Origin of the sequence: Pseudomonas sp. NPDC088429, assembly GCF_044753305.1 — a bacterium.
Classification (GTDB): Bacteria; Pseudomonadota; Gammaproteobacteria; order Pseudomonadales; family Pseudomonadaceae; genus Aquipseudomonas; species Aquipseudomonas rustica.
Map to the genome: position 1 here is coordinate 32,985 of NZ_JBIVMX010000014.1, position 23,872 is coordinate 56,856.

Consider the following 23,872-nt stretch of genomic DNA (forward strand, 5'->3'; position numbering starts at 1 on the left):
GGGACGGACACGTGATGCAGGTTGACTTCGAATTGCGCCGGGGCGCTTTCCTTGACGATGGCGTCAGCAGGAATGCCCTGCTCTTTCGCGCCTTCGAGGATGTCTTGCAGGCAGTCGACGTATTCGTCGAGATCGTCGATCAGGTACACCTGAGTCGATACCGGACGCTTGCCGGAGACTGGCGAACGTGGCGACTGCGGACGGCCGTTCACGTTGTCCTGGTCGATCAGATAAAACTCGAGTTCGAACGCGGCGCAGATGGTCAGGCCCATTTCGTCGAACTTGCGCACGACGTTGGCCAACACTTCACGCGGGTCAGCGAAGAACGGCTGGCCTTCCAGTTCATGCATGGTCATTAACAGTTGTGCGGTCGGGCGCTTTTGCCAAGGCTCGATGCTCAGGGTGCCGGGGATCGGATAGCAGATGCGGTCAGCATCACCGATATCCAGGCCCAGACCGGTGCTTTCCACCGTGGAGCCATTGATGTCGAGGGCGAAAAGCGAGGCCGGCAGGTTGATGCCTTTCTCGTAAACCTTATGAAGACTGGTGCGTTCGATGCGCTTGCCGCGCACCACACCGTTCATATCCGCAATCAGAAGGTCGACGTACAAAACCTCAGGATATTTCTTAAGGAATGCGTTTGCTTCGTTGAGTTGAACGGTACGCAGAGGGACCGACATGATGCACCTATTTAGCTGTTAATTATTATGTTCACTACCGTGTTGCGCAGCCAGTCAATCCGAAAGGCAAAGTGAAGTCAATAGCGAACAGCTGGCCTCCAAGGGTTTATTTTTAGGGCTTTTATTAACACTCTCGTGCCAACACAGGCGCCAAAGCCCCTAGATTCATGAAGATTTGATGAACGGCGTTTAGAATTTTTTACATGGCAGTTGTTAATTAAAATAAACGCGGATAAGCTCCGGAAAAGCTCGTTCAAGTGTCAAACTTCGAGGTGAATAAAAATGGCATTCAAGCCATTGATCGGCGTTACAGCGTGCGTCAAACAGATTGGCCTGCACCCCTATCACATCAGCGGTGACAAGTACTTACGTGCTGTCAGCGTTGGCGCCAACGGGTTGCCAGTGGTCATTCCTTCCCTTGGCAACCTGACTGAAATCGATGACCTGCTCGGTCAACTCGACGGTCTGTTGCTGACCGGCTCGCCGTCGAACGTGGAACCTTTCCACTATCAAGGCCCGGCCAGCGCACCCGGCACGGATCACGATCCGGCGCGGGATGCCACGACTCTTCCTTTATTACGTGCAGCCATCGCGGCGGGCGTTCCGGTGCTCGGCATCTGCCGTGGCTTTCAGGAAATGAACGTCGCGTTCGGTGGCAGCCTGCATCAGAAGGTGCATGAGCTGCCGGGCATGCTTGATCACCGCGAGGCCGACAGCCCGGAACTCGCCGTGCAGTACGCGCCGGCGCATGCCGTGACGGTACTGGGCGGTGGCGTGTTCGAAGCGCTCGAGTTGCCGGGTGAGTTTCAGGTCAATTCGATTCACAGCCAGGGCATCGACCGCCTCGCGCCCGGCCTGCGTGCCGAAGCCGTGGCACCGGACGGTTTGATCGAAGCGATCTCGGTCGCCGACAGCCCGACCTTTGCCCTCGGCGTGCAATGGCATCCGGAATGGCAGGTGCTGGACAACCCGAACTACCTGAAGATTTTCCAGGCATTCGGCGCGGCTTGCCGGCAACGGGCGGCGCAGCGCAACCAGCGCTGACACGAGCCAAAGATCACCACGATTTACTGCCCCCACGAACGTCGGGTGTGCCTGCGCACATCCGTCATTCGTGAACAGCAACACCCGTAATAACAACAAGTACGACCCAGGCAGCCAGGACGGCGGCGCCGAACAAGCCAGGACAACCCACTGAAAATGTGGCCCCTGTAGGAGCTGCCGAAGGCTGCGATCTTTTGATGTTGATTGTAAAAAACAAGATCAAAAGATCGCAGCCTTCGGCAGCTCCTACAGGGATATGTGTGAGGGGGATGGTTGTTCCTGGCTTGCAATCCACTTAAGCCCGGCCACGTTGGCTGAGCGAACGAAACCTGTTGGGAGTTTCACATGGCAAACGCCTCCAGCACTTACCGGAAGGCACTTGAAGGTCATCAGCAACCGAAAAAGGTTCTGGTGAAAGTCGATCGTGTCACCAAGAAGTTCGACGAAACCACGGCAGTGGACGATGTGTCCCTGGAGATCCATCAGGGCGAAATCTTCGCCCTGCTCGGCGGCTCCGGTTCGGGCAAATCGACCCTGCTGCGCATGCTTGCCGGTTTCGAGCGGCCGACTGAAGGGCGGATTCTGCTCGACGGCGTGGACATCACCGACATGCCGCCGTACGAGCGGCCGATCAACATGATGTTCCAGTCCTATGCGCTGTTCCCACACATGACCGTCGCGCAGAACATCGCCTTCGGCCTGAAGCAGGACCGTTTGCCGGCCAGTGAAATCGATGCCCGCGTCGATGAAATGCTGCGCCTCGTGCACATGACCCAATACGCCAAACGCAAACCGCATCAGTTGTCCGGCGGTCAGCGTCAACGCGTCGCCCTCGCCCGCTCGCTGGCCAAACGTCCAAAGCTGTTGCTGCTCGACGAACCGATGGGTGCGCTGGATAAAAAGCTGCGTTCGCAGATGCAACTGGAGCTGGTGCAAATCATCGAACGCGTCGGCGTGACCTGCGTGATGGTGACCCACGACCAGGAAGAAGCCATGACCATGGCTGAGCGCATCGCCATCATGCACCTGGGCTGGATCGCGCAGATCGGCAGCCCGATCGACATTTATGAAGCACCGGTCAGCCGCATGGTTTGCGAATTCATCGGCAACGTGAACGCCTTCGACGGCACCGTGGTGGAAGACCTTGAAGGTCACGCGATCATCCACAGCCCGGACTTGCAGCAGAAAATTTACGTCGGTCACGGCGTCAGCACTTCAGTGCAGGACAAATCGATCACCTACGCGATCCGCCCAGAAAAAATGCTGGTCAGCACCACTAAACCGGAGTTCCGCTACAACTGGTCCGAAGGCAAGGTGCATGACATCGCTTACCTCGGAGGCCACTCGGTGTTCTACGTCGAATTGCCCGGCGGAAAAATCGTCCAGTCGTTCATGGCCAACGCCGAACGCCGTGGCGCGCGTCCGACCTGGGACGACAAAGTCTACGTCTGGTGGGAAGACGACAGCGGCGTGGTACTGCGCTCATGAGAACCTTCAATCAGCAATTCCTGCGCCTGGTGCCCAGCGGACGAAAACTGGTGATCGGTATTCCGTTCATCTGGCTGTTCCTGTTCTTCATGCTGCCGTTCTTTCTGGTGATGAAGATCAGTTTCTCGGAAGCCGCGCTGTCGATCCCGCCGTACTCGGAGATCTACACCTACGCCGAACAGAAATTCCAGCTGCTGCTGAACATCGGCAACTACACCATGCTCGGCGAAGACGAGCTGTACCTGTCGGCCTACCTCGGCTCGCTGAAAGTCGCCGCGCTGAGCACGATGATGTGCCTGCTGATCGGTTTCCCGATGGCCTACGCGATCACCAAGACCGGCAAGGAAACGCAAAACGTCCTGCTGCTGTTGATCATGATGCCAACCTGGACCGCGATCCTGATCCGCGTTTACGCGTGGATGGGCATCCTCAGCAACAACGGTCTGCTAAACGCGTTTCTGATGTGGACGGGGCTCACCGATCACCCGATCGAGATCCTCAACACCAACACCGCCGTCTATATAGGCGTGGTTTACGCCTACCTGCCGTTCATGGTGTTGCCGCTGTACGCCAACCTCGTCAAGCACGACAGCAGCCTGCTGGAAGCCGCGTCGGATCTGGGTTCGAGCAACTTCAACAACTTCTGGAAAATCACCGTGCCGCTGGCCAAGAACGGGATTATTGCCGGTTGCATGCTGGTATTCATTCCGGTGGTCGGTGAGTTCGTGATTCCGGAACTGCTGGGTGGCCCGGAGACGCTGATGATCGGCCGCGTGCTGTGGCAAGAGTTCTTCAATAACCGCGACTGGCCGGTGGCGTCTGCCCTGGCGGTGGTGATGCTGTTGATCCTGATTGTGCCGATTCTGCTGTTCAACCGCAGCCAGGCCAAAGAGATGGAGGCACGGGGATGAAACGCTTCGGTTTTTCCAAGTTCATGTTGATCTTCGGCCTGATGTTCATTTATCTGCCGATGCTGATTCTGGTGATCTACTCGTTCAACGCCTCGAAACTGGTGACGGTGTGGGGTGGCTGGTCGATCAAGTGGTATGTCGGCCTGCTCGACAACACGCAACTGATGGGCTCGGTGGTGCGCTCGCTGGAAATCGCCTGCTACACCGCGATTGCTGCTGTGGCATTGGGCACATTGGCGGCATTCGTGCTGACCCGTGTAACTCGCTTCAAGGGCCGCACTCTATTCGGCGGTCTGGTCACCGCGCCGTTGGTGATGCCTGAAGTGATCACCGGTCTGTCGCTGTTGCTGCTGTTCGTGGCCATGGCGCAGTTGATCGGCTGGCCGCAGGAGCGTGGCATCGTCACCATCTGGATCGCCCACACCACGTTTTGTGCCGCTTATGTGGCAGTGGTAGTCTCCGCCCGCCTTCGCGAGCTGGATCTGTCGATCGAAGAAGCGGCGATGGATCTCGGTGCGAAGCCATTCAAGGTGTTTTTCCTGATCACCATCCCGATGATCGCGCCGTCGCTGGCCGCGGGCGGCATGATGTCGTTCGCTTTGTCGCTGGATGACTTGGTGTTGGCGAGCTTCGTGTCCGGGCCGGGTTCGACGACGTTGCCGATGGAAGTGTTCTCGGCCGTGCGTCTGGGCGTGAAGCCTGAAATCAACGCAGTGGCGAGCCTGATTCTGCTGGCGGTGTCGCTGGTGACCTTCCTCGTCTGGTACTTCGGCCGCAAGGCAGAAGCCAACCGCAAGCGTGCGATTCAGGAAGCAATGGATCAGACCGCGAATGAGTCGTGGCAACAGCCGGCAACGGCGACTGCCTAAGCAACACTGATGAACAACTGTGGCGAGGGGATTTATCCCCGTTCGGCTGCGAAGCGGCCCCAGCAGTTCTACCTGAAAACTCTGTATTCAGGTTTTGCGACTGCTTCGCAGCCGAGCGGGGATAAATCCCCTCGCCACATAGTTCCATGTACAGCCGTAATTCTGTAGGAGCTGCGGAACGCTGCGATCGGTTGATCTTGAAAAGCAAAATCAAAAGATCGCAGCGTGCCGCAGTTCCTACAAAAATGTAGTCAGCCCCTCGGTCAGTCGGATGAGGGGGCTTTACGTAATGTGAATAAAAAGAATGGAGTTGTACCGATGAAAATGTTTGGCAGGACTCTGCTGACACTGTCCTTAATGGGCGCAATCGTCATGGGCGCCCAGGCCAACGACAAGGTGCTGCGTGTTTACAACTGGTCCGATTACATCGCGCCGGACACCGTCAAGAAATTCGAAGACGAGACCGGCATCCGCGTGACCTATGACGTCTTCGACAGCAACGAAACCCTTGAGGCGCGCTTGCTGGCGGGCAAATCCGGTTACGACATCGTCGTGCCGTCCAACAGTTTCCTGGCCAAGCAGATCAAGGCTGGCGTCTATCAGACGCTGGACAAATCGAAGCTGCCGAACTGGAAGAATCTCAACCCGGTGCTGCTGAAAAACGCCGCCGCCAGTGATCCGGACAACGCTCATGCGTTCCCGTACATGTGGGGCTCGATCGGCATCGGTTTCAACCCGGCCAAGGTCAAGGAAGTGCTCGGCGCCAACGCCCCGACCAACTCCTGGGACTTGCTGTTCAAGCCTGAGAACGCCGAGAAGCTCAAGGCGTGCGGCATCAGCTTCCTCGATTCGCCGACCGAAATGCTCCCGGCCGCCCTGCACTACCTGGGCTACCCGGTGAACGACAAGGACACCGCGCACATCGCTGAAGCCGAAGCGTTGTTCATGAAAATCCGTCCGTATGTGGCGTATTTCCATTCTTCGAAATACATCTCCGATCTGGCCAACGGCAACATTTGCGTGGCGGTCGGTTACTCCGGTGACGTGCTGCAGGCCAAGGCCCGCGCGGTGGAATCGGGCAACAACGTGGTGATCGACTACAGCATTCCGAAGGAAGGCGCCGGCAGCTTCTACGACATGGTCGCCATCCCGCGCGATGCCAGCAACGTCGACAACGCCTACCTGTTCATGAATTTCCTGATGCGCCCGGACATCATCGCCGAAGTCACCAACAGCATCGGCTACAGCAACGCCAACGCGGCGGCCACGCCACTGGTGGACGAAGCGATCCGCAACGACCCGGGCTCGTACCCGACAGACGCGGTGATGGCGACGTTGTACGCCGTGCCGGATCAACCGATTGCCACGCAGCGCATCATGACGCGCGGCTGGACCCGGGTGAAGCTCGGTAAATAACTGATACGCGCGATGATCGTTCCCACGCTCCGCGTGGGAACGCAGCCCGGGACGCTCTGCGTCCCAAAGCGTGACGCGGAGCGTCACAAGAGGCATTCCCACGCAGAGCGTAGGAACGATCAGTGTAAAAATTTCCCGTTCGCGCAGCGCCTTACCACCGCTGCAACCTCTCTATGAACGGCCTCACCTGGCTCCCTCGGCTCAGGTGATTTCTCAGGCGCCCTCGGGCGCCTTTTTTTGTGCTCTCAAATCAGCGGCCAGTCTTTCAGGATGCGATAACGGCCCTTGTGCGATTCAAACAATGCGAAGCGTTCTGCGCGCAAAAAGAACTCCGGCGGCGTGGCAGATTCCGGCTCCGGCGCCCGGTAGTCTCGGGCCAGCGTCAGGTGCGGGCGAAACTCGCGAGGCGCGTCTTCAAAACCGAAGGGCAACATCGCCTGCTCCAGCGCATAAACCAATCGCAACAACGCCTGCGGGGCCTGATCAGGCGCCAACGACAAAACGCCCGGGCGATGCCAGACCTGCAAGCGATCCAGCGAAATCCTCAACGCCTCCCCGGGCGTGCGCACTTTGCTGGCGGCTTCGCAAACTTGATTGATCTGCGCCAACGGCACCGCACCGAGAAACAACAGCGTCAGATGAAAGTTATCGGCCGGCACCGGTTTGCCGGTGCGCAAACCCAACTCGCCGCGCCACTGAGCAATTGCCTTGCGCTGCACCGGCGGGCAGTCGAGGGCGAAAAACAGTCGCTTCGCTTCATCGGTCATGGCCCTGCTCCCCTGTTCATGGTAATCCGCCGGATTTTACACAGCCTGAACTGACGACTCGCGACAGGCAGCTATAGTTCAAGGATTGCCATCAAACGGAGGCCGCCATGCGCGAGATCCTCAGCAAAGAGCCATGGTGGGCCCGACCGCCGAATCCCGGGCAGGATGAAAAGGAGCTGGAATGGGGCTGGCTGGTGCATTACAGCGAGGGTGAGCCGCGTTTTGAATTCGTCCGCGAACGGCCAAGCGACGAAGAAATTCGCCAGCGCAAAAGCTGCCGAATCACCCCCTCACCCGAGTGACGATATCCCTGTAGGAGCTGCGGCACGCTGCGATCTTTTGATCTTGTTTTTAAAATCAAAATCAAAAGATCGCAGCGTGCCGCAGCTCCTACAGGGGATGGTGTGGGGTCAAGGTTCAAGGAGGTATTGGAAGCCGCCGTAGATCATGCGCTGCCCATCAAACGGCATCGGGTTGACGTCGGGTTGCATGCGCGGGTCTTCCATCATTTTTGCCATGCCCGCGTCGCGGGTGGCTTTGTCCGGCCAGATCAGCCAGCCAGACACCACGGTTTCGCCTTCTTTGAGTTTCACCGCCATAGGAAACGACGTGAGCTTGCCGTCCGGCACGTCATCGCCCCAGCATTCAGCCACGCTCAGCGCGCCGTATTCCTTGAACAGTTTTGCCGCGATCACGCAGTGTTGTTTGTACTGTTCACGATTGGCAGTCGGCACAGGCGCCACGAAAATATCGATGTAAGCCATGATCATTCTCCTTGTACGTTGGGTTCGATCTGCTGAGTAGTCGAATCCGGCGGCTGCCATTCGACACGGTTCACGCCCAAGCCGACCGACGGTTCCTCCCGCGCCCCCAGATTGCGTTCGACCTGACCGGCCATGTGCAGCGTGCCGGCCATGACGCCGGTCGTCGGGTTCTGCACCAGTTTCAGCCAGGCCTTATCGAAGGTGCTGCCGAGACTGTTGCGGATCAACGCTTCGCTGTCGGGGCGATCGTTGGCCTGAATGATCGCGCGGATCCCCGCGACACCTACCGAAATCAGCCCACCGGCCAATTTACCGGCGGCGGCTGCCACGGCGCTGGCAGCTCCGCGCGGGGCCATCTCCGCTTCCATGCGCTGGCTCGCGCGTTTGGCCACCGGCGCCATGCCGGCGTCCGTCGAGGCAATGCCCTTGGCGCCGCCGTCGGTATGGATTTTGTCGATGAGCGCGGCGTACGCCGGCAGCGTGTTCAGCGGTTCGGTGCTGATGACTTGATACAACGAAGCATCGCGCGCTGGTGGCGGGCCGAGCGCGATCGCCGGAATCTTCTGCAACCGCCCATTGAGCTGAGCAACCGGCACGCCATGACGCTGGGCGATGAGCGGCATCTGCCGGGCCATCAACTGCGCATAGAACGCCGTGGCCTGACCGAGAATCGCGTCCGGGTCGACCTCCACCGCCACTGGCGCCAGCACTTTTTTCTGATACTGCTCAAGCAGATACGTTGCCAGGCGTTTGGCGGAAGCGTCCTGCTCGCCACCGGCACTGACGGTGTACCAACTGACCTTCATCGATAGCCATTCCTGCGTCCAGTAGCTGCTGAACCACGGGATGAAATTTTCTTCAGTTTGCTCATAGACGCGAATGCGCCAATGTTCCATCGAACCGCGGGCAAACAGCTTGACCTGCTCGGTGGCCTGCTGAGAGGCGCTGACGATCTCGCGGTCGATCTGCTGCCAGGTTGCAGGCGAGACGAACACGGCTTTAGGCGCTGACACCGGGGCACGGGCCGACGTGGCGCAGCCGGCCAGCAGAAACAGTGCGGCGACGAGCAGCGCACGCAAGTTCACGGTGGTGGAGTCCTTTGAACAGGAAGAGGCAGATTTGAGTATAGGTGCGGGTGATGGGCCGTTGGTCTGGTTGTAACAAGACGGACGCTATCGCGAGCAGGCTCACTCCTACAGGGGAATTCATTTCAAATTGTAGGAGTGAGCCTGCTCGCGATGGGCCAGCAAATTCACCACAAAACCGCAACCATCACTGCCATCGATATCCACCATCGCCACGATTGCCTTCCGCCCACCGCCCATCAAAGGCACGATTGCCACATCCGAGACGCAACGAGGAGTTCACATCATGATTCACACCATCACACTCTCCGTGAGTTTCCCGGTGTTCGGCAGCGACTACTACGACCAGCACTACGTGTCGCACAAGACGCAGGCGCTGGTGTTCAACGAAGCTTTCGAAGATCTGCTGATGCCCGCCGCGATCAATCACTTCAGCAATGAAGTGGTCGGAATCAACGATCAGTTCCGTTTTCTGAGCGACATTCTCGCCACCCATTTGCTGGACATCGAGGCCTCCGTGCCTACGCGATCCCGCGTCCAGGCGAGCGCTCACTTTTAACAACAAGGGCGTCCCGCGGGGCGCCCTTTTTCATTCAATTAATCATCATCGCGATCACGGTAGTAGCGACGGCCGTCGCGGTGATCATCGCGATCGTCCCAGCGCCGGTCGTGGTCGTAATCACGGCCATGATCGCGGTCGTAGTGCCGGCCATGGCGATGGTCATCATCAAAATCCGCCACACAACCACCGAGCAAAACGGCGGCGGTCACGGTCAGCAATATCGTTGTAGCGCGCTTCATTCAACACTTCCCTAAAACCAAGGTCTTGACGACGGAATCGGCCACGCTGCCCACGCCTTCAGGACACGGTGCGCGCAGCCGCAGATACGACCGGACAAAACCGTGTTGATTCAGTGGCCACTATCGACCGTTTGTCGGCCTGTCGGATCGGCGTAGCGCCCTTCGCGAGCAAGCTTTGCTCCTACAAAGCGCAACGCATCGCCGCTTTCCTTGCAGGAGCCGAGCTTGCTCGCGAAGAGGCCAGCCCCGTGACCGCAAAATCCAAACCCGCCAAAAGATTGCCTAACACCGCACATAACAGTCTGGCGCAAATCCAACAAAACCTTTCCCTCCCCCCCGCGGTCACTCCTTAACGAGACCGGCGATCACGCTGGCTGCCCGTTTGGGCCATTCGCAACCCCGCTGCCCTGATTGAGAGAGACAAGGAATCGAACCATGACGATTTCCCGACGCAGATTTTTAATCCTCGGCGCCGTGACCGCGACAGCCTTCGCGATGCCCCCGTTTATCAGCCTCAAGGCCTATGCGGCCAACCTGGAGCAACCCGCCATGAGCAAAGTGACGATTCAAGTCAACGGCAAACCCCAGGCGCTGGAGGTCGACAACCGCACCACTCTGCTCGACGCCCTGCGCGAACACCTGCACCTGACCGGCAGCAAAAAAGGCTGCGACCACGGCCAGTGCGGCGCCTGCACGGTGATTGCCGATGGTCGGCGGATCAACTCCTGCCTGACCCTGGCGGTGATGCACGAAGGCAGTGAAATCACCACCATCGAAGGCCTTGGCATGCCCGACCAGTTACACCCGATGCAAGCCGCGTTCATCAAGCACGACGGTTATCAGTGCGGCTATTGCACGCCCGGGCAAATCTGCTCGGCAGTGTCGGTGATCAAAGAAATCCGCGATGGCATTCCCAGCCATGTCAGCCCCAGCCTGACGGATTCCCCGCAACTGATCGCCAGTGAATTTCAGGAGCGCATGAGCGGCAACATCTGCCGCTGCGGTGCTTACTCGAACATCATCGAAGCCATGACTGAAGTCGCGGAGGTGCCGGCATGAGACCGTTCAATTACAGCCGCGCCGACTCCCCCGCTGCCGCTGCGCAAGCGGCGCAGATTGAAGGCGCCAAGTTCATTGCCGGCGGCACCAATCTGCTGGACTTGATGAAGCTCGACATCGAAACCCCGCTGCACCTGATCGACGTCAATCACTTGGGGCTGGATCAGATCGAAGCCACGCCCGAGGGTGGTTTGCGCATCGGCGCGCTGGTGCGCAACACCGATCTGGCTGCCGATAGCCGCGTGCGCAAGGATTACGCTTTGCTCTCACGCGCCTTACTCGCCGGCGCGTCCGGCCAGTTGCGCAACATGGCAACCACCGCCGGCAATCTGCTGCAACGCACCCGTTGCCCATACTTCTATGACACCAATCAGGCCTGCAACAAACGCCAGCCCGGCAGTGGTTGCGCGGCAATTGGCGGGGTCAGTCGGCAACTCGGAATCATCGGCGTCAGCGACGCTTGCATCGCCACGCACCCGAGCGATATGGCCATCGCCATGCGCGCCCTCGATGCGCAGATCGAAACGGTGAAGCCCGACGGCAGCACCCGCAGCATCGCCATGGCCGATTTTCATCAGTTGCCCGGCAACACGCCGAACATCGAAACCAGCCTCGCGCCCGGCGAATTCATCACCGCCGTGACCCTGCCCGCGCCTGTCGGCGGCACGCACATTTATCACAAGGTGCGTGATCGCTCGTCGTACGCATTTGCGCTGGTCTCGGTCGGCCTGATTCTGCAAAAGGACGGCAGCGGCCGCATCGCTGTCGGCGGGATCGCGCCGAAACCGTGGCGCGTCGAAGCCGCCGAAGCGCTGCTGCCCGACGGCGCAAAAGCCGTCAGCGCACGCCTGCTCGATGGCGCGACGCCGACCCACGACAACCAATTCAAACTGACTCTGGTCGAGCGCACGCTCGGTTCGGTGTTGGCGCAAGCGAGGGAACAAGCATGAAATTCGACACGCCCGCCACCACCAACCCGATCGACCAGTTAAAGGTCATCGGCAAACCCACCGACCGTGTCGAAGGCCCGCTGAAAACCAGCGGTCAGGCGCCGTACGCCTACGAGCAACACGAGGCAGTGGCCAATCAGGCTTACGGCTTCATGGTCGGCTCAGCCATTGCCAAAGGCCGGATCAACAACATCGACCTTGAAGACGCGAAAGCTGCGCCGGGCGTGCTGGCGATCGTCACTGCCGCCAACGCGGGCAAGCTCGGCAAGGGCAAATACAACGCCGCGCACCTGCTTGCCGGGCCGGAGATTCAGCACTATCACCAGGCTGTCGCCTTGGTCGTTGCCGAGACTTTCGAACAGGCGCGCGCCGCCGCGCAAATGGTCAAGGTTGATTACGTGGCGGCCACTGGCGAGTTCGATCTGGCCAGCGTGCGCGACAAAGGCGTCGAGCCGAAAGAAGAACTGCCCGACGTCAGCCACGGTGATTTCGCCAAGGCGTTCGAAGCCGCACCAGTGCAGTTCGATCAGACCTACACGACGCCGGATCAGTCCCACGCGATGATGGAACCGCACGCCACATTGGCCGCGTGGAAAGGCGATGAGCTGACGCTGTGGACGTCCAATCAGATGATCGCCTGGAGCGTCGACGATATCGCCACCACCCTCGGTTTGCCGAAGGAAAAAGTCCGCCTGATTTCGCCGTACATTGGCGGCGGATTCGGCGGCAAACTGTTCATCCGCGCCGACTCCATCCTCGCTGCACTCGGCGCACGGATGGCTGGCAGACCGGTGAAAGTCGCCCTCGCCCGCCCGCAAATGGCCAACAACACCACCCACCGCCCCGCCACTATTCAGCGCATTCGCATGGGCGCGACGGCGGACGGCAAACTCACGGCAATCGCCCACGAAGGCTGGTCGGGCAACCTGGAGGACGGCAAAGTCGAGGTCGCGGCGCAACCGAGTCAATTGCTCTACGCCGCTGAAAATCGTCTGGTCACGATGCGCCTCGCGCCGCTTGATCTACCCGAAGGCAATTCCATGCGCGCGCCCGGCGAAACGCCCGGACTGATGGTGCTGGAAATCGCCATGGACGAAATGGCCGAGCAACTGAAACTTGATCCGATCCAGTTCCGCATCCTCAACGACACTCAGGTCGATCCGGTGAAAACCGAGCGGCCGTTTTCCCAGCGCCGCTTGATCGAATGTCTGCAAACCGGCGCCGATAAATTCGGCTGGAGCCAACGCAACGCGAAGCCCGGCACCCGCCGCGAAGGTCGCTGGCTGATCGGCATGGGCGTGGCGGCGGCGATCCGTAACAACCTGCTGGTCAAATCGGGCGCGCGGGTGAAGCTGGAGCGCGACGGCAAAGTCACCGTGGAAACCGACATGACCGACATCGGTACCGGCAGCTATACGATCATCGCGCAGACGGCCGCCGAGATGATGGGCGTGGGTTTGAAGGACGTGACGGTGCATCTGGGCGATTCGAGCTTCCCGGTTTCGTCGGGTTCTGGCGGCCAATTCGGCGCCAACTGCTCGACCGCCGGGGTGTATGCCGCATGCATGAAACTGCGTGAAGCGGTGGCGGGCAAGCTCGGGTTGGCGGCGGATCAGGCTGAGTTTGTCGACGGTGAAGTGCGCGTCGGCGACAAGCGAGTGCCGCTGCGTAATGCTGCGCAAAACGGCGTGTTAGTGGCCGAGGACAGCATCGAATTTGCCGACCTTGCCAAGCAATATCAGCAGTCGACGTTTGGTGCGCATTTCGTTGAGGTGGCTGTGGACGCGGCGACTGGCGAAATCCGCGTGCGGCGCATGCTCGCGGTGTGTGCGGCGGGACGGATTCTTAACCCGAAAGCGGCGCGCAGTCAGGTGATCGGCGCGATGACCATGGGCGTCGGTGCGGCGTTGATGGAAGAACTGTCGATCGACAAGAAGCTCGGTTTTTTTGTTAACCATGATCTGGCGGGATATGAAGTGCCGGTGCATGCCGACATTCCCCATCAGGAGGTGGTTTTTCTTGATGAAACTGATCCGATTTCTTCGCCGATGAAGGCCAAGGGTGTGGGTGAGTTGGGGATTTGCGGGGTGAGTGCGGCGGTGGCGAATGCGATCTATAACGCCACGGGCGCGCGGGTGCGGGAGTATCCGATTACGCTGGATAAAATCCTCTCTTCACTCCCCGAGATGATCTAAACAAAATCCCTGTAGGAGCTGCCGAAGGCTGCGATCTTTTGATCTTGTTTTTGAGATCAAAAGATCGCAGCCTTCGGCAGCTCCTACAGGGAGAGTTATTAGTCGATCTGCGGGTATTGCTCAGCGCTCACCTATTCCATCCACTCCACCACCTTGCCATCAAGCACTTCCGCAATCGCGATATGCGTCATCGCCGTGGTTGGCGCCGCCCCGTGCCAATGTTTGGCACCCGGCGCAATCCATACAGTATCCCCCGGGCGAATCTCGCGTACCGGTTGTCCCCATTCCTGCACGAAACCCACCCCAGCGGTGACGATCAATGTCTGCCCCAGTGGATGGGTGTGCCACGCCGTGCGCGCGCCCGGCTCGAATGTCACCGTCGCGCCACTGACCCGCGCTTCATCAGACCCCTTGAACGGTGCATCAACCCGCACAGTGCCGGTGAACCAATCCGCCGGGCCACGGGCCGAAGGTTGCGAGCCGTTGGGCGTAACGCTCACGCGAGGATTTTCATTGGCCTGCACTTCACCTGCCAACAGGGACAGGGTCAGAGCAGAAGCAGCAATCGGGTTCATGGCAAGTTCCTCCAGAGAATCAATGCCATCACTTTACCGACCCGCACTCTTCAGATAATCGACTAGAATTCGAAAAAACTTATGCGAGACACTCATCAATGCTTCGGGAAAACGCCACCGACCTGCTCGCCTTCCTCGCCGTGGCCCGCGAACGCAGCTTCACCAAAGCTGCCGCCAAGCTCGGCGTCTCGCAATCGGCGCTGAGCCACACCATTCGCGCCCTCGAGGCGCGCCTTGGCCTGCGCCTGTTGACGCGCACCACACGCAGCGTCTCGCCCACCGAGGCCGGCGAGCACCTGCTGCAAACCATCGGCCCGCGCTTCGAAGAGATCGAAGTGGAACTGGCGGCCCTGAGCAACTTGCGCGAAACCCCGGCGGGCAAAATCCGCATCAACGCCACTGACCATTCGCTGGACTGGCTGCTGCGCCCGGTACTCAAGGAGTTCCTGCCCAAGTACCCCGACATCGCCGTCGAAGTCAGCTGTGATTATGGTTTCGTCGACATCGCCGGCCAGGGCTTCGACGCCGGCATTCGGTTGGGCGAAGACGTTGCGCAAGGCATGATCGCCACGCGCATCGGCCCGGACATGCGCATGGCGGTGGTCGGCTCGCCCGCGTATTTCGCCCGCTGCCCCGCCCCGCAAACCCCGCGCGACCTGACCGACCACAGCTGCAACAACTTGCGCCTGCCCACCAACGGCGGGCTGTATAGCTGGGAGTTCGAGAGGGATGGCGAAAGCCTTAAGGTGCGAGTATCCGGGCAAATTACGTTGAATGGCGTCTACCCGTTGCTTGATGCGGCGCTGGATGGTTTTGGTCTGAGCTACATCCCGGAAAACATCGTCGCCCCGTATCTCGCCGATGGTCGCTTGCAGCAAGTGCTTGAGGATTGGTGCCCGACATTCGCCGGGTATCACCTCTACTACCCGAGCCGGCGTCAGGCGGCACCGGCATTTGCGTTGTTGCTGGAGGCGTTGCGCTATCGCCCCTGACCCCTACCGCCCACCTGCTTTCTGTAGGAGCCGAGCTTGCTCGCGAAGAGGCCATATCAGTCGATATTTTCGCTGACTGATACACCGCTTTCGCGAGCAAGCTCGGCTCCTACAGAATTTGTTGCAAGAGTTGGCCCACGCGCGTGGCACAAGCTGGATATCCCCGCAGACTAGCCCAGTAAAGCAATCAACTGATGCCGCTGCGCATCGGTGAGCATCGGCCCGAATCCGGCCCTGACGTTGTCGGCCATATAACGCGGATTGCTCGTCCCCGGAATCACACAGGTCACCGCCGGATGCGCCAGCAGAAACTTCAGCGCCAGTTGCGGCCAGCTGTTGACCTGGACGTCCGACACCCACGCCGGCAAAGGTTTGCCCTTGAGCCGGCCCAGCAAAGCACCGCCACCAAACGGCCGATTGCAGATCACCGCCACCCCGCGCTCACGGCACAGCGGCAGGATGCGTTTCTCCACACCTCGATCATCGAGGGCGTAGTTGATTTGTAGAAAATCCAGTTGCTCATTCTTCAACACCGCTTCGACTTCATCGTAAGCCGAGGACGTGTAATGGGTGATGCCGATGTAGCGGATGCGCCCCTGTTCTTTCCATTCGCGCAGGGTCGGCAGGTGGGTTTGCCAGTCGAGCAGGTTGTGGATCTGCATCAGGTCAATGCGCTCGGTGCGCAGCAGGCTGAACGACTGCTCCATCTGCGCGATGCCTTCCTCGCGCCCGCGTACCCACACCTTGGTCGCCAGAAACGCCGGCGAGCGGGGTTCATGGATCGACAGCAGTTCGCCGGTGGTCTGCTCGGCGCGGCCATACATAGGTGAGCTGTCGATCACCGTGCCACCCTTGGTGAACAGCTCATCGAGCACCGCCGGCAGTTGCCGATAAGCCGGGTCGCCCGGCGCGACGTCGAATCCGCGATACGTGCCCAGACCGACCAGGGGCAATGACTCGGAGCTGGAGGGGATGGCGCGGGTCTGCATGGCTTGGCCTCGGATAGTCGCGGGTGGCGCGGCACTGGCCAACGCCCGATCAAAAGTGAAGACTGCCGAAACCCCGGCAGCCAGCGTGAGCAATCGGCGACGGGAGTAACCCTCAGTGTGGCTCATGCTGGTTCCCCTGCTGCGTGAATCTGTTGCATGTTGTGTGCGCAGGCTGTCCGGCAACATCGCTGGACTACACTGCGACTGCCGACTTCCTTACCCCGTTAAAAGTAGCCGAATGTCCCGAACCCTGATGTTACTCGTCGCATTGATCGTCGCTGTGTACCTGGTGCTGTGCGCGGCGCTGTTCGTTTTTCAGCGCTCGCTGATCTATTTTCCGCAGGCCGGCACGGTGGAGTCGGCGGAGTCACGACTGAAATTATCGATGGCGGATGCCGACGTCTGGGTAACCACTCGCGAGCGTGTCGGGCAACGGGCGCTGATCTATTTCGGCGGCAATGCCGAGGATGTCTCGCACAATCTGCCGGAGTTCGCCGCGGCGTTCCCGGATTACGCGCTGTACTTTCTGCATTATCGAGGGTTTGGCGGCAGCGGCGGCAAGCCTTCCGAGGAGGCAATTGCCGAGGATGCGCTGGCGCTGTTTGATCAGGTGTACGCCAGCCATCCGCAGGTGGCGGTGATCGGGCGCAGTCTGGGTTCGGGCGTTGCGGTGCGTCTGGCCAGTCAACGGCCGGTGCAGAATTTGATTCTGGTGACGCCGTACAACAGCCTCGAAGAAGTCGCCGTGAAGCAATATCCGTGGGTGCCGGTGAAGTGGTTGCTCAAGGATCGTTATGAATCAGGCAAATACGCGGCGCATATTCGCGTGCCGACGTTGTTGCTGGCGGCGAGTGATGACGAAGTGATTGCGCGGGACAGTACCGAGCGGCTATTGAGGAATTTTCCCGAGGGGGTGGCGGTGCTTAAGGTGGTGCCGGATTCGGGGCATAACTCGATTTCCGAGCGGGGGGAGTATTTGCGGTGGATGGGCGATGTGTTGAATCGCTGAGTTTTGTGTTGGCGGGTCTGGCCTCTTCGCGAGCAAGCTTTGCTCCTACAAGGGCTTGAGCTCCACACAATGCCGTAGGAGCAGAGCTTGCTCGCGAAGGGGCCGGCCAAATCACATCAATACCCCAGAAAAAAACCACACCTGCCACCCTGAACCAAGTCCAAAAAGCCCAGTCCTACACGCGCCGCTTTTTCCTCTCCTGAGCCATCCACTCCATGCGCCACACCGCCCACCCACTTCGTCTGGTTTCGCTGTGCCTGCTGCTTTCGCCTTTGTTTGCTCAATCCGCCCACGCCGGCGCCGAACGCCAACTGGTCGCGGCCATCAACGACTACCGCGCCCACCCGCAACGCTGCGACCGACGCCCCGCGCAGCGCCTGGCTCCGCTGGCGTTGAAAGATAATCTCGCGCTGCCCATCGGCTATGGCTACGGCGGCGGCATGCGCGAGGCGCTGAAATCGTCCGGATATGCGGCGGTGACCGTGCGCAGCATCCGCATCGTCGGTGCAGAGGATGCCGACGAAGCCTTCGACCAGCTACAAGACCACTACTGCGGCGCATTGCTCGACAGTCAGTACGCCGACATCGGCATCAGCCGTTCGCGCAGTGAATGGCAAGTGGTGCTGGCGCGGCCGGTGCTCGACAACCGTGTCGGCGATAACCGCAGCGTCGGCAAAGCGCTGCTGGCCGAGGTCAATGCCGCCCGCGCCCGGCCACGGATGTGCGGGCGCCAACGCTTCGCTGCCGCCCGACCGCTGAGTTGGAACGCTGCGCTGGGCGCGGCCGCACAAGGGCACAGTAAGGCCATGGCTTATGGCAATTATTTTGCGCATCGTGATCCGGACGGTGATTTGCCGGCGGATCGCGCCAGAGCGGCGGGTTATCGTGGCCGGCAAATTGGTGAAAACATTGCCGCCGGGCAGAGTTCGCCGGGCAAGGCGATGGCCGGGTGGCTGGCCAGTCCGGGGCATTGCGCCAATTTGATGAACCCGATGTTTACCCAAGTGGGGGCGGGTTTTGCCAGCGAGGCGCGTAGTGATGAAGGGGTTTACTGGACGATGCTGTTTGGTGCGCCTTGATTTTTGATTTAAAGCAAATGGCCCTTTCGCGAGCAGGCTCGCTCCCACAGTAGATCGGCGTACACAGGCCGAAGTGGGAGCGAGCCTGCTCGCGAAGAGGCCAGCAGTGTCACCTCATCACTTGGGCCGACGCACCGCCCGCACCCGCCCGCTATTCCCGCCACCACAATAGAAGCGATCCTTGCCATCCGCCTCCAGCCCCGACACGCCAATCCCGTCGGGCATCGTCAGGCTTTCCAGTACCACGCCGTTATCCGGATCAATCCGCCGCAACTCGCTCTCCTCGCCTTCCCACGTGCCATGCCACAGCGCGCCATCAACCCACGTCACGCCGGTGACAAAGCGGTTCGACTCCAGCGTGCGCAAAATCTCGCCGGTTTCCGGGTTGATCTGATGGATTTTACGGTCGCGATACTGACCAACCCATAACGAACCCTCGGCCCAGGCCATGCCGGAATCGTTGCCGGCACCGGGCGCGGCGATGGTGTTGAGGATGCGCCCGGTGGCCGGGTCGATCATATGGATATGGCGGTCGGCAATCTGGAACAGATGTTTGCCATCGAACGCGGTGCCGCCATCAGCGCCGACCTTGAGCGTGCGCACGGTTTCGCCGCTGGCCGGATCCAGCGCATTGAGTTGACCATCGCTGGCAAACCAGACTTGCTGACCGTCGAAGGTCACGCCGTGAATGCCGTCGATCCCTTCGAACGGGCCGTACTCGCGAAGGATTTCTGCGTTTGCGTGTTTCATGGGGGCTTCCTCGTGTTGGTTGAGACCAGCCTAGCCATTGCCCAGCGACACCGGGAGTAACAAGATCGTCGCGAAACCCGGCACCGGTGGCGTCATCCAGCGCCGTGATCGGCCCAGACCGAAGGACTGGATTTTGTTTTCCGAGGCCAGTGTCTCGAGCGCTCGTTGCACTTGGCGTTGACTGCTGCCCAATGCGAATGCCAGTGCTGAGCTCGACCACGCTTCGCCATCCGCGAGCAAGGCCAGGAGCGCCGCATGTTTGTCCTCGACCGGCAAGGTCAGCAGCGCCACCTCTTCGGCCACCAACGTAAACCCGCGAGGCGTGGCGCGGATGTTCGCCAGCGGTTGCAGCGCTGAGCGCAAGCGGCCGATTTCAACGCGTAGCCGTGCTCGGTGCGATTCATCGCTGAGTTGCAAACGGAAAGCCTTGGCAATCAGCGCCTCTCGCGAAACATCGCCCGGCCAGGCTTCGGCCAGCAGTCTGGCGAGGCTGAATAAAATCGGTCGGCTGGCCAGCCCCACCGTCATGCCGGCGCCGCGCACGCTGTAGCGGCAGGCATCGATGACCAGCGCTTTTGAAGCGAACAGGGTTTCTACTTCTGCGAGTTTCAGCGGCTGCTCCTTTCCGCTGATGATCAATCTGGCAACCGGCGCCTCAAGGATTTGCACGGAGTGCTCGACTTCAACGCTCAACGCCTCAATGCCAGCCTCCCGCGCCGCGTGTTGCGCGCGAACCAGTGCCGCCTGCGCCCTGTGCGCCTGAACCCTGCGCAAGGCGATGCCCGCCGCCACCAGTTCATGGGCGGCACGCAAGGCTGGCGGAAGTGGTGCAGGATCCTGTTCAGCTAGCAAATGATCAGCGTCATCCAGCTCACCGATCAACAACAATCGACGAATCTGCAAGTAACGCGCGTGCGCCGCGTTGAGCCGGTCGCCGTGATCCTCCAGCAACCGACGCGCCGCCTCCAGCGCCTCCATCGGCCAGCCCAGATCGCGCGCCGCCAGCGCCACTTCGGCCTCGGCAACAAGACACCGCGCCCGCGACAGCGGCTCATTGCGACCGAACGCCTTCACCGCCCGCTGCAACAACGCCTTGGCACGCGGCAGATCACCCAACTGCGCCATGGCGATACCGCGCAACGCCAGCGCCGGCGGGTCTTCGCGCAGGGCGACGAAATTCAGTGCCGCCAACGGATCCCCCGCCGCAAGCGCACGGCTGGCGGCGGTGATCAGTGAGTCCATGGTGAATGACGCATGGCGGACGTTCCCCCGAAAGGTTAAGGACGACGCCGAACCTGTGGCGAGGGAGCTTGCTCCCGCTGGAGTGCGAGCGGCCCCCCGCTCTTCAGTTCAAAACAGGGCCTGCTGCGCAGTCCAGCGGGAGCAAGCTCCCTCGCCACAATGGATCGGGGCTCAGCCCTAAATAAAATTGGAGCTTCAGGGGAGTCTAATACCGGTCACTTGAGCTGTTCGGTTTTCTTTAAAAGTTCGAACAACCCCTTGGGGTTTGTTGCTGGATCGGGTCGTGAAAACTGTTCACAACGCGTTTCAAACCGGAGAAATTGTCGCGAGCACGCCGATCAGAATGGTCAGTGTCAGAAATCCACCCAGGAAAATCGCCATCTTGAACATAGAGCTCTCCTCAATGCAGGGTTTGCGGTGCACTGGACGCTTCGGAATGAAGGACTGCCGTGAGTGACCGCACTGCCGGGGTATTTTGAGCCGGTGACTGAACCGGTTACAGGGGCAGATAGAATCGAAAAAAGCGTATCAGATGACATCTGATCTGTAGGAGCTGCCGAAGGCTGCGATCTTTTGATCTGGATCCTCGAACATCAAGATCAAAAGATCGCAGCCTCGTTTCACTCGACAGCTCCTACAGGCTAGAGTGACTGCGGTCGTGCAAAAACAATAAAAACTCTGGGGTAAATCCATGTCCGAATTGAACCTGCAGCCCAACGTTGCCGAATCACTGAACCGCTGGCACGAGATGATCCGCACCGGCAACTTAAGCGCCCTGCCCGAGTTGCTTGACGCCAAAGCCGTATTCCGCTCACCGATGGCGCACACGCCCTACCCCGGCGCGCCGGTGGTGTCGATGATCCTCAATACGGTGTTCGAGGTGTTTCAAGACTTTGAATATCACCGTGAGCTGGCGACGGCGGATGGTTTGAATGTAATTCTGGAATTCAGCGCCAAGGTCGGGACGAAGGAACTGAAAGGCATCGACATGATTCGCTTTGATGAGCAGGGGAAGATTGTCGAGTTTGAAGTGATGGTGAGGCCGTTGAGCGGGTTGCAGGCGTTGGGCGAGGAAATGGGGCGGCGGCTTGGCGCTTATCTGGCCTCCGCGAAACCCTGACATCTGAACACCTGAACACCTGAACACCTGAACACCGAAACAATTCTGTAGGAGCTGCCGAAGGCTGCGATCTTTTGATCCTAAAACAAGATCAAAAGATCGCAGCCTTCGGCAGCTCCTACAGGGAATACAGAGGGATATCGAGGGATAAAAAAAGCCCACTGACCGTCGCCGGTGCAGTGGGCTTTGTGTGTCAGGGGTCTAATTACAGAGCCATGTCACGTGCAGCGTTTTCCTTCGGCGCTTCAGCTTTTTCAGCCGCAGGCGCAGCCGGAACAGCAGCCTGACCGATCACTGGAGGTGTCGGCAGTTCGAGGATCTTGGCGGTATAAGCCCATTCTTCAGCCACTTTGGCTGGATCGCTATTCAACTGAGTGCCGTAGCTTGGCACGATCTGGTGCAGCTTGGTTTGCCACTCTGGACTAGCCACTTTGTCTTTGAAGACTTTCTGCAACACGCTCAGCATGATCGGTGCAGCGGTCGACGCGCCTGGCGATGCGCCCAGCAGGCCGGCGATGGAGCCGTCTTGTGCAGCAACAATTTCGGTACCCAGTTTCAGCACGCCGCCAGCGGCTTCATCACGCTTGATGATTTGCACGCGTTGGCCGGCTTGCCATAAGCGCCAGTCTTCGGCTTTGGCGTTCGGGAAGTATTCCTTCAGCGCGTTCAGACGGTCTTCATCCGACAGCATCAGTTGGCCAGCGAGGTACTCGACCAGCGGGTATTCCTTGATGCCGACCTTGGTCATCGGCCAGATGTTGTGGGTGGTGGTGCTGGTCAGCAGGTCCAGGTACGAGCCTTCTTTGAGGAACTTGGTGCTGAAGGTCGCGAATGGGCCAAACAGGATGACGCGCTTGCCGTCCAGAACACGGGTGTCCAGGTGTGGAACCGACATCGGTGGCGCGCCAACCGAAGCTTTACCGTAGGCCTTGGCCAGGTGCTGTTCAGCGATGGTCGGGTTATCGGTCACCAGGAACGAGCCGCCTACCGGGAAGCCAGCGTATTCCTTGGCTTCAGGAATGCCCGACTTCTGCAGCAGGTGCAGTGCACCGCCGCCCGCGCCGATGAACACGAACTTGGCGTCGGTTTCGGTTTTGCTGCCGTCTTTCAGGTTTTTGTAGCTGACGCGCCAAGTGCCATCGGCATTCTTGGTGATGTCCTGCACTTCGCTCGACAGTTTCAGATCGAAGTTAGGCTTGGTTTGCAGGTGGGCAGCGAACTGGCGGGTGATTTCGCCGAAGTTCATGTCGGTACCCAGCGGGCTCCAGGTGGCCGCGATTTTCTGGTTCGGGTCGCGCCCTTCCATCATCAGCGGAACCCACTTCTTGATCACAGCCGGGTCTTCGGAGTACTGCATACCAGCGAACAGCGGGCTCGCTTGCAGGGCTTCGTAGCGCTTTTTCAGGAACTTGATGTTGTCATCACCCCACACGAAGCTCATGTGCGGCGTGGTGTTGATGAACGAGCGAGGGTTCTTCAGAACGCCTTGCTGAACCTGCCAGGCCCAGAACTGACGGGACACCTGGAACGCTTCGTTGATCTCGACAGCTTTCGGGATCGTCACGTTGCCTTTGTCATCTTCCGGGGTGTAGTTCAGCTCAGCCAGAGCCGAGTGACCGGTACCGGCGTTGTTCCAGCCGTTGGAGCTTTCGAGGGCGACGCCATCGAGGCGCTCGACCATTTCCATCGACCAGCTTGGCTCCAGCTCATTGATCCACACACCCAGGGTGGTGCTCATGATGCCGCCGCCGATCAACAGCACGTCGACTTTCTTTGCTTCTTCAGCATTGGCGGACGACATCCCCATCGCCAAAGCCAGCCCCAGCAGAGCTGTGTTCACTTTCTTAAACATCCGTAGCACCTATGATAAAACGCCTTCCGCCCGTCGCTGTTATCAGCATGCGATCCGCTTTGGTGACGCTCAGGCTGGCGTCGCAGATTCCGGCACACTGCAATTTTGACGGGTGGGCACACAAGGCCGACGTACCGCATCGACCTCAGTTAATGTCCCTTCTGAACTGGTTTCTTATCATTATTGGCATCAGCTACTTGAGCGACAGGGATTCCGTCAGCCCACCCGAGGGCAA

At 59.7% G+C, this 23,872-nt stretch carries 23 protein-coding genes and 1 pseudogene; 14 read left to right on the forward strand and 10 right to left on the reverse strand.

Translation table 11 applies throughout. The features are described from left to right. Nucleotides 1–680, reverse strand: a pseudogene (locus tag ACIP66_RS10295) (glutamine synthetase); the annotation flags it as partial. A 282-nt stretch (nt 681–962) separates the two neighbouring features. Between ACIP66_RS10295 and ACIP66_RS10300 the strand changes: the two are divergent. From ACIP66_RS10300 to ACIP66_RS10320, 5 genes are all read left to right on the forward strand, one after another. Then, complete coding sequence (locus tag ACIP66_RS10300; RefSeq protein WP_212545961.1) at nt 963–1,724, forward strand: gamma-glutamyl-gamma-aminobutyrate hydrolase family protein; 762 nt, start codon at nt 963–965, stop codon at nt 1,722–1,724. Between the two features lie 345 nt (nt 1,725–2,069). After that, on the forward strand, nt 2,070–3,212 hold the full coding sequence (locus ACIP66_RS10305; protein WP_053121089.1) for an ABC transporter ATP-binding protein: 1,143 nt from the start codon (nt 2,070–2,072) through the stop codon (nt 3,210–3,212). A gap of 29 nt (nt 3,213–3,241) precedes the next feature. After that, nucleotides 3,242–4,123, forward strand: a complete 882-nt coding sequence (locus tag ACIP66_RS10310; protein ID WP_400647797.1) for an ABC transporter permease subunit — start codon at nt 3,242–3,244, stop codon at nt 4,121–4,123. Next, nucleotides 4,120–4,992 (forward strand): ABC transporter permease subunit, encoded by an 873-nt coding sequence (locus ACIP66_RS10315; protein ID WP_212545962.1) that lies wholly within the window; start codon nt 4,120–4,122, stop codon nt 4,990–4,992. The genes ACIP66_RS10310 and ACIP66_RS10315 overlap by 4 nt, the downstream gene beginning before the upstream one ends. Before the next feature lie 318 nt (nt 4,993–5,310). After that, complete coding sequence (locus ACIP66_RS10320) at nt 5,311–6,408, forward strand: polyamine ABC transporter substrate-binding protein (protein WP_159812438.1); 1,098 nt, start codon at nt 5,311–5,313, stop codon at nt 6,406–6,408. Nucleotides 6,409–6,653: 245 nt separating this feature from the next. Here ACIP66_RS10320 and thpR read toward each other — a convergent pair whose 3' ends face one another. Further along, nucleotides 6,654–7,175 (reverse strand): RNA 2',3'-cyclic phosphodiesterase, encoded by a 522-nt coding sequence (gene thpR, locus ACIP66_RS10325; protein WP_400647672.1) that lies wholly within the window; start codon nt 7,173–7,175, stop codon nt 6,654–6,656. A gap of 107 nt (nt 7,176–7,282) precedes the next feature. On the opposite strand from thpR, the gene ACIP66_RS10330 reads away from it, so the two are divergent. Further along, nucleotides 7,283–7,477, forward strand: a complete 195-nt coding sequence (locus tag ACIP66_RS10330; RefSeq protein ID WP_212545964.1) for a hypothetical protein — start codon at nt 7,283–7,285, stop codon at nt 7,475–7,477. A gap of 108 nt (nt 7,478–7,585) precedes the next feature. Here ACIP66_RS10330 and ACIP66_RS10335 read toward each other — a convergent pair whose 3' ends face one another. Both ACIP66_RS10335 and ACIP66_RS10340 read right to left on the reverse strand, forming a co-directional pair. Next, nucleotides 7,586–7,939: a DUF1428 domain-containing protein gene (locus ACIP66_RS10335; protein WP_053119325.1), complete on the reverse strand. Its 354-nt coding sequence runs from the start codon at nt 7,937–7,939 to the stop codon at nt 7,586–7,588. Between the two features lie 2 nt (nt 7,940–7,941). Further along, entirely contained in the window at nt 7,942–9,024 is a 1,083-nt protein-coding gene (locus ACIP66_RS10340; protein WP_400647675.1) for a hypothetical protein, read from the reverse strand. A 286-nt stretch (nt 9,025–9,310) separates the two neighbouring features. Between ACIP66_RS10340 and ACIP66_RS10345 the strand changes: the two genes are divergently transcribed. Continuing rightward, nucleotides 9,311–9,583: a hypothetical protein gene (locus tag ACIP66_RS10345; RefSeq protein WP_400647678.1), complete on the forward strand. Its 273-nt coding sequence runs from the start codon at nt 9,311–9,313 to the stop codon at nt 9,581–9,583. A gap of 38 nt (nt 9,584–9,621) precedes the next feature. Here ACIP66_RS10345 and ACIP66_RS10350 read toward each other — a convergent pair whose 3' ends face one another. Further along, on the reverse strand, nt 9,622–9,825 hold the full coding sequence (locus ACIP66_RS10350; protein ID WP_282358419.1) for a hypothetical protein: 204 nt from the start codon (nt 9,823–9,825) through the stop codon (nt 9,622–9,624). 435 nt (nt 9,826–10,260) lie between these two features. Between ACIP66_RS10350 and paoA the strand changes: the two genes are divergently transcribed. The 3 genes from paoA to paoC are packed head-to-tail and all read left to right on the forward strand — an operon-like array spanning nt 10,261 to nt 14,029. Beyond that, on the forward strand, nt 10,261–10,884 hold the full coding sequence (gene paoA / locus ACIP66_RS10355) for an aldehyde dehydrogenase iron-sulfur subunit PaoA (RefSeq protein ID WP_159812444.1): 624 nt from the start codon (nt 10,261–10,263) through the stop codon (nt 10,882–10,884). Continuing rightward, on the forward strand, nt 10,881–11,834 hold the full coding sequence (locus ACIP66_RS10360; RefSeq protein ID WP_212549184.1) for a xanthine dehydrogenase family protein subunit M: 954 nt from the start codon (nt 10,881–10,883) through the stop codon (nt 11,832–11,834). Before paoA ends, ACIP66_RS10360 begins: the two co-directional genes overlap by 4 nt. Continuing rightward, the gene (paoC, locus tag ACIP66_RS10365; RefSeq protein WP_400647682.1) at nt 11,831–14,029 is read left to right on the forward strand and encodes an aldehyde oxidoreductase molybdenum-binding subunit PaoC; all 2,199 of its coding nucleotides are present in this window, start codon (nt 11,831–11,833) and stop codon (nt 14,027–14,029) included. Before ACIP66_RS10360 ends, paoC begins: the two co-directional genes overlap by 4 nt. A 131-nt stretch (nt 14,030–14,160) precedes the next feature. Here the strand turns inward: paoC and ACIP66_RS10370 are convergent, their stop codons facing one another. Then, complete coding sequence (locus ACIP66_RS10370) at nt 14,161–14,604, reverse strand: cupin domain-containing protein (RefSeq protein ID WP_400647684.1); 444 nt, start codon at nt 14,602–14,604, stop codon at nt 14,161–14,163. Between the two features lie 98 nt (nt 14,605–14,702). On the opposite strand from ACIP66_RS10370, the gene ACIP66_RS10375 reads away from it, so the two are divergent. Continuing rightward, the gene (locus tag ACIP66_RS10375; protein WP_053119307.1) at nt 14,703–15,596 is read left to right on the forward strand and encodes a LysR family transcriptional regulator; all 894 of its coding nucleotides are present in this window, start codon (nt 14,703–14,705) and stop codon (nt 15,594–15,596) included. Nucleotides 15,597–15,766: 170 nt separating this feature from the next. Here ACIP66_RS10375 and ACIP66_RS10380 read toward each other — a convergent pair whose 3' ends face one another. Next, complete coding sequence (locus ACIP66_RS10380) at nt 15,767–16,711, reverse strand: aldo/keto reductase (RefSeq protein WP_400647686.1); 945 nt, start codon at nt 16,709–16,711, stop codon at nt 15,767–15,769. A 112-nt stretch (nt 16,712–16,823) separates the two neighbouring features. On the opposite strand from ACIP66_RS10380, the gene ACIP66_RS10385 reads away from it, so the two are divergent. Continuing rightward, nucleotides 16,824–17,594, forward strand: coding sequence for an alpha/beta hydrolase (locus ACIP66_RS10385; RefSeq protein ID WP_400647692.1), 771 nt, complete (start codon nt 16,824–16,826; stop codon nt 17,592–17,594). A 215-nt stretch (nt 17,595–17,809) separates the two neighbouring features. Then, nucleotides 17,810–18,673: a CAP domain-containing protein gene (locus ACIP66_RS10390; RefSeq protein WP_400647695.1), complete on the forward strand. Its 864-nt coding sequence runs from the start codon at nt 17,810–17,812 to the stop codon at nt 18,671–18,673. Between the two features lie 117 nt (nt 18,674–18,790). On the opposite strand, the gene ACIP66_RS10395 is transcribed toward ACIP66_RS10390, so the two are convergent. Both ACIP66_RS10395 and ACIP66_RS10400 read right to left on the reverse strand, forming a co-directional pair. Next, nucleotides 18,791–19,423 carry a DUF5074 domain-containing protein gene (locus tag ACIP66_RS10395; protein ID WP_400647697.1) on the reverse strand — a complete coding sequence of 211 codons (633 nt, stop codon included), beginning with the start codon at nt 19,421–19,423 and terminating at the stop codon, nt 18,791–18,793. A gap of 30 nt (nt 19,424–19,453) precedes the next feature. Beyond that, on the reverse strand, nt 19,454–20,665 hold the full coding sequence (locus ACIP66_RS10400; RefSeq protein ID WP_400647700.1) for a helix-turn-helix domain-containing protein: 1,212 nt from the start codon (nt 20,663–20,665) through the stop codon (nt 19,454–19,456). 691 nt (nt 20,666–21,356) lie between these two features. Between ACIP66_RS10400 and ACIP66_RS10405 the strand changes: the two genes are divergently transcribed. Next, on the forward strand, nt 21,357–21,785 hold the full coding sequence (locus ACIP66_RS10405; RefSeq protein WP_159812453.1) for a nuclear transport factor 2 family protein: 429 nt from the start codon (nt 21,357–21,359) through the stop codon (nt 21,783–21,785). Between the two features lie 205 nt (nt 21,786–21,990). On the opposite strand, the gene mqo is transcribed toward ACIP66_RS10405, so the two are convergent. Then, nucleotides 21,991–23,637 carry a malate dehydrogenase (quinone) gene (gene mqo, locus ACIP66_RS10410; RefSeq protein ID WP_400647702.1) on the reverse strand — a complete coding sequence of 549 codons (1,647 nt, stop codon included), beginning with the start codon at nt 23,635–23,637 and terminating at the stop codon, nt 21,991–21,993. Between the last annotated feature and the right edge of the window lie 235 nt (nt 23,638–23,872).